18 protein-coding genes are annotated in these 12,751 nt (G+C 31.9%); 5 read left to right on the top strand and 13 right to left on the bottom strand.

Annotated elements, in window-relative coordinates:
• Nucleotides 1–173 precede the first annotated feature (173 nt).
• The 3 genes from ACP5GV_RS07525 to ACP5GV_RS07515 all read right to left on the bottom strand — a co-directional run bounded on the left by ACP5GV_RS07525 (nt 174) and on the right by ACP5GV_RS07515 (nt 1,549).
• The gene (locus ACP5GV_RS07525; RefSeq protein ID WP_428103119.1) at nt 174–488 is read right to left on the bottom strand and encodes a hypothetical protein; all 315 of its coding nucleotides are present in this window, start codon (nt 486–488) and stop codon (nt 174–176) included.
• A gap of 127 nt (nt 489–615) precedes the next feature.
• On the bottom strand, nt 616–906 hold the full coding sequence (locus ACP5GV_RS07520; protein WP_292320111.1) for a hypothetical protein: 291 nt from the start codon (nt 904–906) through the stop codon (nt 616–618).
• A 61-nt stretch (nt 907–967) separates the two neighbouring features.
• Nucleotides 968–1,549, bottom strand: coding sequence for a hypothetical protein (locus ACP5GV_RS07515; protein ID WP_428068704.1), 582 nt, complete (start codon nt 1,547–1,549; stop codon nt 968–970).
• Between the two features lie 114 nt (nt 1,550–1,663).
• On the opposite strand from ACP5GV_RS07515, the gene ACP5GV_RS07510 reads away from it, so the two are divergent.
• Nucleotides 1,664–2,188, top strand: coding sequence for a nicotinamide-nucleotide adenylyltransferase (locus ACP5GV_RS07510; RefSeq protein ID WP_292320115.1), 525 nt, complete (start codon nt 1,664–1,666; stop codon nt 2,186–2,188).
• Here the strand turns inward: ACP5GV_RS07510 and prf1 are convergent.
• From prf1 to ACP5GV_RS07495, 3 genes are all read right to left on the bottom strand, one after another.
• A complete protein-coding gene (gene prf1 / locus ACP5GV_RS07505; protein WP_292320118.1) occupies nt 2,185–3,291 on the bottom strand; it encodes a peptide chain release factor aRF-1 in 1,107 nt (368 codons plus the stop codon). The two genes, ACP5GV_RS07510 and prf1, sit on opposite strands and share 4 nt — an antisense overlap.
• 137 nt (nt 3,292–3,428) lie before the next feature.
• A complete protein-coding gene (locus ACP5GV_RS07500; protein WP_428068707.1) occupies nt 3,429–3,800 on the bottom strand; it encodes a hypothetical protein in 372 nt (123 codons plus the stop codon).
• A gap of 77 nt (nt 3,801–3,877) precedes the next feature.
• Nucleotides 3,878–4,237, bottom strand: a complete 360-nt coding sequence (locus ACP5GV_RS07495) for a hypothetical protein (protein ID WP_292320122.1) — start codon at nt 4,235–4,237, stop codon at nt 3,878–3,880.
• Nucleotides 4,238–4,404: 167 nt separating this feature from the next.
• On the opposite strand from ACP5GV_RS07495, the gene ACP5GV_RS07490 reads away from it, so the two are divergent.
• From ACP5GV_RS07490 to ACP5GV_RS07475, 4 genes are all read left to right on the top strand, one after another.
• Nucleotides 4,405–4,707: a hypothetical protein gene (locus tag ACP5GV_RS07490; RefSeq protein WP_292320123.1), complete on the top strand. Its 303-nt coding sequence runs from the start codon at nt 4,405–4,407 to the stop codon at nt 4,705–4,707.
• Nucleotides 4,646–5,290, top strand: a complete 645-nt coding sequence (locus ACP5GV_RS07485; RefSeq protein WP_428068709.1) for a hypothetical protein — start codon at nt 4,646–4,648, stop codon at nt 5,288–5,290. Before ACP5GV_RS07490 ends, ACP5GV_RS07485 begins: the two co-directional genes overlap by 62 nt.
• A gap of 68 nt (nt 5,291–5,358) precedes the next feature.
• Entirely contained in the window at nt 5,359–6,081 is a 723-nt protein-coding gene (locus tag ACP5GV_RS07480; protein WP_428068711.1) for a replication initiator protein WhiP, read from the top strand.
• A gap of 464 nt (nt 6,082–6,545) precedes the next feature.
• Nucleotides 6,546–7,712, top strand: coding sequence for a proteasome-activating nucleotidase (locus ACP5GV_RS07475; protein ID WP_428068713.1), 1,167 nt, complete (start codon nt 6,546–6,548; stop codon nt 7,710–7,712).
• A gap of 21 nt (nt 7,713–7,733) precedes the next feature.
• Here ACP5GV_RS07475 and ACP5GV_RS07470 read toward each other — a convergent pair whose 3' ends face one another.
• The 7 genes from ACP5GV_RS07470 to ACP5GV_RS07440 form a co-directional block, all read right to left on the bottom strand.
• A complete protein-coding gene (locus ACP5GV_RS07470) occupies nt 7,734–8,741 on the bottom strand; it encodes a DNA cytosine methyltransferase (RefSeq protein WP_428068715.1) in 1,008 nt (335 codons plus the stop codon).
• Entirely contained in the window at nt 8,716–9,321 is a 606-nt protein-coding gene (locus ACP5GV_RS07465; protein WP_292320133.1) for a transcription initiation factor IIE subunit alpha, read from the bottom strand. Before ACP5GV_RS07465 ends, ACP5GV_RS07470 begins: the two co-directional genes overlap by 26 nt.
• Nucleotides 9,308–9,868 carry a tRNA (cytidine(56)-2'-O)-methyltransferase gene (locus ACP5GV_RS07460; RefSeq protein ID WP_428068719.1) on the bottom strand — a complete coding sequence of 187 codons (561 nt, stop codon included), beginning with the start codon at nt 9,866–9,868 and terminating at the stop codon, nt 9,308–9,310. Before ACP5GV_RS07460 ends, ACP5GV_RS07465 begins: the two co-directional genes overlap by 14 nt.
• Before the next feature lie 46 nt (nt 9,869–9,914).
• Entirely contained in the window at nt 9,915–11,009 is a 1,095-nt protein-coding gene (gene hflX / locus ACP5GV_RS07455) for an HflX GTPase family protein (protein ID WP_428103116.1), read from the bottom strand.
• Complete coding sequence (locus ACP5GV_RS07450) at nt 11,010–11,504, bottom strand: multiprotein bridging factor aMBF1 (protein ID WP_292320139.1); 495 nt, start codon at nt 11,502–11,504, stop codon at nt 11,010–11,012.
• Nucleotides 11,505–11,587: 83 nt separating this feature from the next.
• Nucleotides 11,588–12,346 carry a phosphoribosyltransferase family protein gene (locus ACP5GV_RS07445; protein WP_428068723.1) on the bottom strand — a complete coding sequence of 253 codons (759 nt, stop codon included), beginning with the start codon at nt 12,344–12,346 and terminating at the stop codon, nt 11,588–11,590.
• Nucleotides 12,347–12,361: 15 nt separating this feature from the next.
• Nucleotides 12,362–12,595, bottom strand: a complete 234-nt coding sequence (locus ACP5GV_RS07440; protein ID WP_367117913.1) for a 30S ribosomal protein S17e — start codon at nt 12,593–12,595, stop codon at nt 12,362–12,364.
• Nucleotides 12,596–12,751: the final 156 nt, after the last annotated feature.

Genomic DNA, 12,751 nt, shown 5'->3' with positions numbered 1-12,751 from the left:
CTAGTATTATTGAGCCTCTGTATACTTGGTTTAAAATTTCGTCGAGGCCTTTGATACCCAGCTTTGTTAGAGACAATATTCACCACTTCAATCCTATCCATTGATGGTGTTACATTTTCTGAATATAAATCTTTTTTTTAAGTAGAAAAATTTTTCGTTTTTAAACTTTTTAACTATTGAATAGGATCTATCATATCTTTAAATGGCTTTTCATCGCCATTCTCTAAAGAATCAACTATACTATCAATTTTTGATGAATCAAAATTTAATGCTCTACATATTATTTTAAATAAAAGCCTTGCAGTGCTACTAGATGAAATTTCTTTTATTAAATTATATGCTTGCAAGGGGTTTTCAATAACTAATAATTTAAAAGACTTCTTATAATAAGTATATGAATTATGATTTAAATTTATGTATAGGCCTAGGGCAACTTTTTTTACAGTTTCATCAATTAATTCTACTATATTGTCAAGCCCCTTGCCCAATAAGTTCACCAGTTAATTACTATTTATTTCCGTTTTTATTTTTTGCCTTTAGATATTTAAATTTTATAAAACCAAAATATATAATATTTTATATTTAATAATTATGAATTAATAAAATCATATTTACTTAAATTAGTGTGTTAACTATATCCTGAAAATTGTTAGGCATAACTTTTTTATTTTTATAAAGATTTTCATAAACCTTATCCAAGTACTCTAGAAACAAAGGACAAGTGTCAAACCTACCATCTCTATCACATTTAGAATTTTTGTTTTTCATGGTAAGCATCAGAAAGCATTGTACTGTTTTTTTGTCAAAATAAGGGCATAATTTATATTGTGCTTTAGCGCTTTTTAGCATTTTTAAAATCCATTTTTTCTTTACATCTTGGTCATTTGTCTGCTTTGGTTCACTCACTTCCCTCACCTAAAAAACTTAGTTATTAGCTCGAGAATAATAACCTAATTAGAAAAATACTTTACAAAATAAAAACCAAAACTAAAGATAAAATAAAGAGAAAAACCCATAAAGCAATGTCCAACCTTAATATTTTTTCTCCATCTAAAGGAGGTATCGGAATTAAATTAAAGAGAGATATATACGCATTTACCCAACCTATTTCTCTAAGAAAAGCGGAATATAAAGGGAAGCCAAACGATGCTACATACAAAGCTATTGCTATTACTATATTTGTTATGGGACCACCTGCAACAGAGTATAACAAACCTTTCCTTGATACTGGTCCAAGAGTCCATGTCTTAACATAACCCGGCATCAAAAGCTTAATAGGTAATATTGAAGATACAAGCGTTATTAATACTCCCAATACATTAGCAGTATATCTAGAAGCCATATGATATTTTCTTGATAAATATCTATGCATGTATTCATGAGAAATAAAACCAACAATAATGCCTATGAATATAGGTGACATATAAAAATATAAATTAATTATTTGGCTTCCTCCTAAAGCAATTGCTATAGATAAAATACCTATTATCCATGATAGAGGCTCTCCAATCTCAGCAAAAATAGCAGCTCTCCACGATTTTTCTTCCAATTTTAACCCCCTCTTATTTTCATGTTAACAGAATAAAAATAATTAGTAAAGTTCAGATTTAGAAATATTTATGTTTTTAAGTTTGAGAATATAAAACTTAACTGGGGCATTAATTTGGTAGAGAGGGCATTAATATATGGAAGATTCCAACCGTTTCATCTAGGCCATTTGAGCTTAGTTAAGTGGTCCTTTGAGCAAGGATTTGATGAAGTAGCCATATTAGTTGGAATGGCCTCTGAAAACTATACTCCTAGAAACCCATTTACTGCAGGAGAAAGAATAGAGATGGCAAGGTTATCAGCAAAAGACAGCGGCATTCCATTAGATAAGATCATAACAGCCACAATACCTACTCTAGAAATCAGCATTGGATGTGCATATTATGTTTTATCTTATATACCAAAAGTTAAAGCAATTTTAACAAGAAACCCTGTTATAAGTAAGGCATTTGCCGATGCCGGTATTGAAGTATTAACACCACCACTTTTTAATAGAAACGAATGGAGAGGAGAAGTAATAAGGGAACTTATGGCAAAAAATGATAAAAAATGGAAGAATTATGTTACTCCTTCTGTTGTAAATTATATAGAAGATATAAATGGGATTGATAGAGTTAGAAAAATAAATTCAGAAGACTAAGATATTTTGTATCTTAATATACCCGCTATTCCCCCAAAAGTTTTGTAAAACCAATCGGATTCAGGCAAGCTATTGGGTATTATAATAACCTTTGCACCTGATTTTTCTGCTTCTTCTTTCCATCTCTCTATATTCACATCCTCATGCAAAAGTAAGATTGAGACCATACCCATTTCTAATGATCTCTTAACATCATCTTCTCCATAAACAACTAGCCCAGTATTCCTTGCTAAATGTCCTTTAAAAGTCTCTAATGCTTCATTAGCCTCTCTGTAAATTGCGAATTGAACAACATTTTGTGCCTTCATTATAACTTCTCTTAAACCTTGTTCCCCTTGATAGGCAACGTCTATAAGCTCTTTATTGACTAATTGCTGCAACCTATAATCTAAATAACCTCCCTTAACAAAATCTTCCTTAGCATATCCTGGACCAGCTATTATGATTGCTTTTAGTTTCCCCATTTCTAAATATGGTAAAAAGTAGTTTGTTACTCTTTCCCCTAACCTTTTTAAAAATTCATCAACCATTTGTTCTATAATTCTATCAATTCTTCGCTGACTTTGCCCACCCATCATATGCTTTCCAGGTATATAATCTTCCACCTCATCTAAGACTTCAAGCCTACTTCCCTTTAATATACCTATAGTTGCTTGATCCCTTTCAACTATTACAATACCCACAACATCTTCACTTTGAACCATTTCCTCTAATATTTCTAAGACAAACTTCTTATCCGTTCTATAATAAAAAACTGGCACCTTTTCTGGAGGACTAAACATATCGCATATGAATTCTCCTGTCTCCATATTTTCTCCGCAAAACGCTACCAAACCGTTTGCAGGGATTTTTTGTAGCATTGAAACTCTATCCATGGCTGCTGAAACTGCTCTTTTTACAGCTTGCCTTGTTCTTTTTAGCTTAATGTTATCGCTTATTGATAATTCATCCCTTAATAATTGCAATACATCTCCTATAGGCCTCCCTGGAGGAACATAAAGACTTAGTAAAACAGTTGCTGGTGCATTCCATTCTTTTAGTTCCTTTAATACCTGAGCTAATTGTTTTTTATCTATCAACAGCTTTTCTTCTAAGCTTGACATCTTTGTTCCCTCTTGGCTATCACACTTTATTACTATTTAATGAATTCATTTTTATAGTGTATCTAGAGTTAAAAACCTTTTACTTAATTAAAATTTCCCTTTAAAGTAGGTATATAAAGCTTAATATTAAAGTATTTTTATGAAGCTACTTTTTTATATTGCCTTTCACACATAACAGAAGATATAGCGGATATAGCGGATATTAATGGTCTTACATTGGTATAAATGGGATCTCTTGGACTAGAGTTCCTCATAACTGCGTTTGCCTTATCAGATAAGATGCAGGCCTCAACTTCCTTTACTAAGCTATGCCCATTTTTATTATCATAAATTATTTTCTGTATCTCCATCACAAACCCTTGCAATATTGCTTTCCATTGTCTAACTAAAATTAAACTATCGTTAATAGAATTTTTAGATACTTCAAGCAATCTTTTTTCAGATTTATCTAGGCCCTCTATGTACTTCATTAGCTCCATTTCGATGCCTGCAAGTTCATCAAGTGACAAGGCCCTCCCCTTTTTTATTATATGTAAATAAGATATATAAGGTGTGAATCTAAGAAAATTTGTTTAAAAATTTCTATTTAAAAACCTTCTCCATCTGATTGATTTTCTATAAGCTCTCCTACTTCTTCAGGCGAGTATCCTCCGCTATTTAGAAGCTCCATGGAATAGAAATAGCCTTGACGGTCAATAATTACAGCCTCATCTTTAAGAAGTTCGTTTAAAGCATATCTAATCTTATCTTCGCTAGCTAAACCAGATAAATACCTATGAAAGTCCTTAATACTCATCTTACCATTTTTCCTTAATAAATCCAACAAAATATCCTTCAACTCTTCTTCATTCGGGGCTGTATAAACAACTAAATCTGTGTCCTCATATATTACCGAAAGATTATCCGATATTACTTTTTCTTCCTCAACTTCTTTTCCATCAGACACTTATATCACCAGCTTTTCTTTAGTTTCAGGCAAAACCTATAAATATCTCTGTTTTTCTATATTATATTAACAAAATTCTGAAAAATTATAAATATTAACATGTAAAAATATGTTAACAATTAATGGACATTTATAAATTTTTATTTTATCAAAAAATTGGGGATAAAATGACAACAATTAAAGGAAAGCTTTATGAGAAATCAGTAAAAGAAGCATTACTAAGCCAGATGAAGAACAAAATTGACATTAATGAAGCTGTTGAATGGCTATATGAAGATTTTGGAATAAAAATAAATGGTTCTTGGGAAAATTTAAGGAGGGCAGTACTAAATAATAGTGAGATAACTCCAAATGATGTTGCAGTTTTCATGATAGAACAAGGGGTTGAAGTAGATGAAGGTGCGTGGAGTGTATTGCCAGCAACAGGATTGCGAGGCAATAGACCAAATAATAAACATAACAAAACCTGAAAAAGGTGGAATACCAGGATATAATATTTATCATGTTATAGAAACATTGAGGATTTTTAAAAACAAGGACGTTGGCAGGCCATTTCTCTCCTCATATTTTAATTTGGGAGAAGCCTCTATAAAAACCATGCTTAGGAGGCTTAAAGAAAACAAACTAATTATACAAATGGGGAAGCGTAATAAATTAACCGATAAAGGAGAAAAAATATTAAAAATATTTGAATCTAAATTAAAAATATTTGAATCTAAATTAAAAATAGAAGGGTTAGAAGAATGTGAAATTTTAATAATGGAAATGGAAGCCCCTCCAAAAGATTTAACTTCTATACATGAAATAAGGGATGAAATAATATCAAATAACTGCAAGATGGCAGTTATTGGTTTTATAGAAAACAATAGTATTGGTTTTCCAGGTTTACCAGATTACTTACAAAGTGAATTAATAAGATGCTCAAAAGAGTTCTCTAATATTGTTAACCGGGGGGTTATCATTATAACTCCTAAATCATGCCTTCAAAGCCTCTATTCTTTTTATGTTGAAATCATAAAACAATGTTGTTTAACTACTAACATTCAGAATTAATGAAAGCTTAGTAATACTAAGAAGTACCCAGCAAATCTTTTACAATAAAATACAATAAGGGGGGAATAATGAATAATGACAGGATAGATGATCTAATAAATCAAATAAAAAATAATGAAAAGGGGGGTCCTAGAAGTAGGTTAGTTGATGCAATACTTATTTTATTAATATCAAGGCCTATGAGATCTAATGAAATAGCTCAATATTTAAATAAAGAAACAAAATATATTTCTAGCTATTTATCATATTGGAAAGAAAGAGGTTTTGTTGAATATGATATGGGCCTTTGGTATTTAACTCCTAAAGGAGAAGATTTTGCAAGAGAAATAATATCAAAAACTTCTGATGAAAAATTCAATGAGTTTGTTGCTTTGGCGCAAAAGGTAGCGGGTGAATTAGTTAAGAAGACAATAAACGACAAAAGTAATATCAGCGAGAAAGGTAAAACTAAGGAATCTTTGTCATTTATTGCTGGTAAAACCAATTCAGCAGACAATAAACGACAAAACAGGGTTTCCCAGGTTGCATGCGTGCTGCAACAATTAAAGGATAGCATAGATGAAGAAGAAATGGAAATAACATCGTTTCTCCTTACACACTATGCAAAATATGGAGTAACATATGTTTATCTAGATCAGATAACGGAAAGACTTAATGCAGACTATAATTGGCTATTAAAAAGGTTAAGAAATTTACAAAGTAAAGGAATTCTTTATATATATACAGATCCAAGACTTGGCATTAGAGTTGGGTTGACTAGAAATCTTAAGGACATGTTAAAAAGTTGTTAGCATTATAACTAATACTACTTCTTCTGAAATATTATAGTATTGAAAATAAGGGGATGAAACCTTAAGAATTCATTATTAATATTACTGTTTGTATAATGATAACCGTATTATTGTTTTAATTAATATAAGAAAAACAGATTTGAGTTAGAGGAGATTTTTAGAATGTGTAGTAGTATATATAATATAGCAAATACTATAAAAGAATGATAAAAATAGTCTGGCATTATTTTATTAAGATATTAATTTTATTATAAAAGGAAATTTTATAATAGATATACTTAATAGCTTAGATAATTTAATCCAGAAAAGGGAAAAATTACCTATGATGAGTGGTGACGTTACTGAAATTGATGATACAGGACACTCTGAGGTTAATATTAATAAAGGAATTTTAACTTTCCCTCAACACTTAGCTTACCAGGTTAAAAACTAATGAATGCTATTATTAATCAGGTGAAATTGAATTGTCAATAAGCGATTCAAACAAGAAGGCTAGTCAAGATGATGAAGATGAAGACATTTCTTATTTAAAAGAAAGAATAAGATATTTAACACAAATGAAAATTTCACTAGAAAGAGATCTTGAGTATTATCGCCAAGAGATGAGTAAACTTTTAGAACCACCATATATAGAAGCCATGCTTTTAGAAGTATTAAACGATGGGAGAGCAATAGTTAAAAGTTCAACAGGACCTAATCTTGTTGTTAAGATAGGAAACAGTATTGATACTTCAAAACTACGGCCTGGGGTATCTGTTGCGTTAAATAATAAGGGCTCTACTATAGTGGAAGTTCTTCCAAACATTTACGATCCATTTGTAGAAGCAATGGAAATAGAAGAAACGCCAGGTTTTACATTTAAAGATGTTGGGGGCCTTCAAAACCAAATAAGGGAGATTTATGAAGTAGTTGGCCTACCAATAACGAGGCAGGACCTCTTTAAGTCTTTAGGTATAGATCCACCAAAGGGTGTTTTATTATACGGTCCACCAGGAACTGGTAAGACACTACTTGCGAGGTCTCTTGCTGGCGAAGTAAAAGCTACGTTCATAAGAGTAGTTGCTAGTCAATTTGTTAACAAGTTTATTGGTGAAGGGGCAAGAATCGTAAGAGAAGTTTTTAAACTGGCAAGGGAAAAGAAACCTACAATAATTTTCATAGATGAAATGGATGCTATAGGATCTAGAAGAATTGAGATGGGGACAAGTGGAGATAGAGAAGTTCAAAGAACTTTATTGCAGCTATTAGCTGAGATCGATGGTTTTGATCCTTTAGATAGTGTTAAAGTAATAGCCGCAACCAACAGAGTTGATCTATTGGACCCGGCTCTTCTAAGGCCAGGAAGGTTTGATAGAATTATAGAAGTGCCATTACCAGATAAAAATGGAAGGTTAGAAATATTGAAAATCCATACAAAGAATATGAAACTTAAAGACGTTGACCTAGAATTTATAGCGCAAATTACTGAGGGATTTTCCGGGGCAGAAATAAAGGCCATAACTACGGAAGCAGGCTTTTTCGCTATTAGAGAAAAGCTCAATTATGTAAATCAAGATCATTTCATTAAGGCTGTTGACAAGGTTAAGAAAAGGTTAGAAGAGAAAAAGCAAATACTAGGAATTCATATCTAGCTTAATTTTTAACAATTGGTTTTACATCAATTTTTGATTGTTAACCCCCCGGTTAACAATGTTTTCTTTTAAATAATTCATTACATATAAGGCAATTTCTTTTGATAAAGGAGGCGGAACCGCTTCACCAATCATATTGTATTGGGAATCTCTTCCTCCTAGGAAAACATGATAGTCTGGAAAACCCATTAAACGGGCTTGTTCTCTAACTGTTAATAACCTATCCTCAAATGGATGTATAAATCGTGAAGATCCCATAACTGTTGGAGCAGGTCTATATGGATTTAACCTTATAAAATTTCTGAATCTTTTATTTTCAGCTCCTTCGAATTCTATCATAGCCCTTCCCCATCTAGCATTAGAAACTCTTTTCCTCAGCCTTTTAGTTAATGGTTGAGGCTCTTCATGATTAGGAGGCCAATATGATCCTGGGTTTGGCAGATCTTTTAATGCTTCTTCAACGCTTATCATTCTTTGTTTTTTTAGTTCTAGATTTAAATTGGAAACAAAAACCCTAGTTCTCATGCTAGGCACTCCATGATGTTCTGCGTACAACACATTAAAATAGATCTCATCATAACCTGATCTTTTTAATTCTTTAAATATAGATTCTTTTATATCGTCTTGCAAAATACCGGCAACGTTTTCTATTACAAAAAATTTCGGTCTAACTTCATTTATTATTCTAATTGCATGTAAATAAAGCTGTCCTATGGGATCGCAATAAAGTCTATCTATAGGATCAGTTTTCCTATTTTTGTTTGTAGGAGTAAAGGGCTCGCAAGGAGGGGAGGCTATTATTACATCAAAGTCTCCTCTTTGATATCCTAAAGATTTTAGGACATTATAATCTATTTCTTTAACATCATCTGCTATTTGCTCTGTTTCGGGAAAATTAGCTTTATATGTTTTTGAAACTGGTGGATCATTTTCTATGGAAACCAAAATATCAAATCCCGCTTCCTTAAATCCTCTTGAAAATCCACCTGCCCCAGAAAATATATCAAGCACTGAAAACTTTGCTCTCATCCTGTTTTATTTCCTCCTCTAATAAAGAAATTCTTTTCTTTAATATATCTATGTATTGCTTATTATCATCTAGCTCTAGCATGCTACCACATTTGGGGCAAATAAAATCGTATTCAAATGCCACATCAAATGTATATCTTGTGTTATCCTTTGGGCATTTATAAAATTCATTATTACTTTCATATGCTACTCTTGATTTAAGCTTTTCCAAAACAGCTTTTTTCCTCCTTATTATAGCTAAGCTGACACCTCTCATATCTATATACCAATAATACCTGGTTGCTCCAGTTTCTGGATGTTTGCCTCTTCTATAGGTTGAAAGCCTAGCATCATATAATAATCTTAAGACCTTTCTAACATCACTTTGTCTATAAGACGTCATGCTTTCTATCTCTTCATCGCTAATTCCTCTTTCAGGATCCGTTTTTAATAATATATCAAGTATCTCTGATGCCATCTTATCATCGGTTTCTGCCTTTAATGCTAAAAGCCTAACAAATTCTCTTAGCTGATTTATATAATTTAGTTGAACTTCTTCCTTACTATCCCCTTCATCATCTTTCAAATTATCTTCTTTCAACCTTTTTCCCTCTTTTAGATGGTATTATTCTATATTGTGCGTCCCTGTAGTTATATAATAGTTCTCTGCCTTTAAATAATCTATCTAAAAAAATTGCTAAAGCAGCAACTTCACTATGGGGTTGCCATCCTACTGCTACATTGTAATCGGAGTTATCATAATAAAACCTTTCAACTTTTTCTGCCCCAACTATTATGAGCTTTTTCTTAGGAACAGAAGATATCTTATCTATAACATCTTCGACTCCTAGACCATACATCGTTAAATTAATTACTTCTCCTCCTTCTTCTTTCCATTTTTTGACAAATTCTTTTCCATTAACATTGCACATATAATCGATCTTTCCTCCCCAACTTTTAGATGCCTTTATTAATGATTCCTCAACCTTATTATCACAAATACCTTCTAAGATAAATCCATTTGCTCCAAAGGCTCTTGAAACCAATGCAACATGAGTTGTTATTCTTTTATCCCTTTCTGGTCTATGGCCAAGTCTTAATACATAAACCTTTTCATATATCTTTGAAAGGTTTTCCAGACTATCCATTTTTATACCTAATTTGCTAAGAAAAACATGGTTTATTAACTATATATTAAACGTAAACCTTAATTTTTCTGCTTATACCTATAATTTCTTTTAGCAATTCATCAATTCCTATGTTTTTCTTTGCTGAAATTGGTATGATTTTATTTATAAAGGGAAATGATTTTTTTATAGACTCTGTTTTGTTAGAAATTTCATCACTTTTTATTTCGTCTATTTTATTTAAAACGAAAACTATAGGTTTATTTATAGCATTTAGTTTCTTTAGTATGTCAGTTCCAGCTAATATTTTTTCTTTTATATCTTTTTCACTCTCAGTTATATCAATAACAAAAACTATAATATCTGAAATTGTAACTTCTTCTAACGTTGAATAAAAGGCCTCTATTACTTCAGGAGGCACATCTCTTATGAATCCAACTGTATCTGCGAATGCCAGCTTTAAACCATCATATTTTATCATTTTATGCTTTGGAAAAAGAGTAGTAAAATATTCTGGACCAACAGGTTTAGACTCACCTGTTATTAAATTAAAAAGGGAAGTTTTACCTGCTGAAGCATAACCAACAATTGGGATGCTTATCATTCCTAGTTCTTTTCTTCTCATTAACCTTTCTTGCTCAGTTTTTCTTAACTGCTCAAGTTCTTCCTTTATTTTTGCAAGCCTTGATGTTAACTGTTTTTTATAAGTATCAATTCCATATTTACCTGGGCCTAAGAAACCAGCAAGTTCTCCCAATTTAGTTCTCCTTATATATTCTCTAATTATAGGTAAGTCGTGTTTAATCCTTGCCATTTCTATTTGGAGTAACGCTTCTTTACTTCCCGCATGCTGAGCAAAAATTTCTAATATAAGCTGAACTCTGTCCAGCACTCTTATTTTAGTCTCCTTTTCTAATTTAAATACTGATGAAGGTTCAATATCACCATAATAGATCACTGTATCGAATTCTAAATCTTTCTTGCTATTTTTAATAATTTCTATAAGGTTATCAGTTATTCTTCTACCTCCCCTAAATTTCTTAAATCCAACAATCTCATATCCTGCAGTTTCAGCTAGAATAATTGCTTCATCGAAATGTTCATAGAATTTGCTAGATAAAATCAAAAAAGCTTTTTTCTTATTGTTTCCATAGAAGTCCAATTAATCTTCATCCCTTCTTACAACTACAACATCTCCAAAAGTTACCTTATCTGGAGATAAACTATTTTCTTCTCCTTCATCAAATTCAACAGGCTGAAGGACTTTAACCTTAAGTATTTGCTCTATCTTCTTTGCAAGATCTATAGATGGTTTAACTTTTTCACTTTCAATTTTTTTGAGCAATGCTTCACTTATTTTAAGCTTTTGGGCAAGAACCGCTTGGGTCCAACCTTTTGATTCTCTTCCTTTCCTTATTTCTTCTCCATATCCTTCAACGATTTCAAATTGATCCATTGACTTAAATGCTTTCTTTGGTTTCTCTACCTTTTTTTGTTCTATCTTTCTCTCGGGCGCAGGCAATGCTCTTCCACTCTTCATAAGCTTATTATAACAATTTGCACACAATATCATTTCAGTTCCATCGACAAGCGCTTTAAAAGGCTTCCCTTTTATCAGGGAGCCACACATTTCGCAGTAAATTTCTTCCTCTCCCAATCTAGCTCGCCACAATTATAAATGTAGAAAAGAGCTTTTTTGGTTATGCTTATTTTTTTATGTTATAAAAATAAGGTGTTTTATCATCTATTCTTTATAACTAGCCCTGTCATAGATTTTGCTTCTTTTTCAAACTCTTTCCTTTCCCATGGAAAAACTACCCATTTGTCTACTTCTTCAGCATAGAAATCTGGTACAAGTCTAGTCCAAGGCTTCATATATAATGTTGTGGTCTTTATTTCAGATGGCATGTAAAGAGAAATAGCTTGTATTGCAAATTCCAATGTTAGGCCTGAATCGCTTACATCGTCTACCAATAAAACTTTTTTATCTTTTATAGGTAAGGTAACTGGTTGTCTCATATATGGTCTTTCTCCTTTCTGACCTGCAGCTATGTATAATTTTATTTCCATTGAACCGATATCATCAATACCTAACCTATCTGCTAGCAACCTTCCTGGGATTACTCCACCCCTTAAAATAGATATTATAACATCAGGCCTATACCCTGATTTTAGTATCTTTTCTCCTATTACATTAATATCATTTTCTATATCTTCCCATGATAATAGCAAAACTTCTATTCCTCCATGGTTAACTGGCAAGATGTAGATTTCTTTAGCTTCTTCCTCATCTTCTTTTATCCTATAATCAACCCCATCTACAAATACAACAAAACCTGATTTAGGGTTTCCATCAGGATCTATGGCTATTGATAAATCTGGATATTTATTTATTAATTTTTTTAAAGCCTCTTTCCAAGAATTTGCATCTACTTCAATTGTTTCATTGCCATTGGCCCTATATTTTAAAGCAGCTAGAAGTTTAATTTTTATGTTCAAAGTATATCTCCCAGCTCATTGCTGGGCAGTGCCTGTATTTTCTTCTATAATCTTTTGTTTCTTTTTGCTTAACTTTACTAAACTAGTTATATAACCTGCTACCTGATTTCTTAATCTCTTCGATTTATAAGAAGTAATTTTTCCCACAACTTGTTTATTCATATTAAAGTCTTCTGTAAACAGATCTGGATGATCTCTTAACAGTTCTCTTGCGAGACGTTTTATCATTAAAGTCCTTACTTTGCCCAAGCATTCCACCTGAATTATTTGTTAACGCTAGAGAATTTAAAGCTGATTTTAAAGTTTATTGCATCTTTTAGATTTAAAGTTAGGGGTTTGGGCTTCATTGAATTTTTATGAATTTATATCTAATTCTCAGCCCTTGGGCTTCACCAGGGTCACGGG

The organism is Caldisphaera sp., assembly GCF_049974385.1.
GTDB lineage: Archaea > Thermoproteota > Thermoprotei_A > Sulfolobales > Acidilobaceae > Caldisphaera.
The sequence above is the reverse complement of the archived record's forward strand: the minus strand, read 5'-3'. Positions and strand labels throughout refer to the sequence as shown.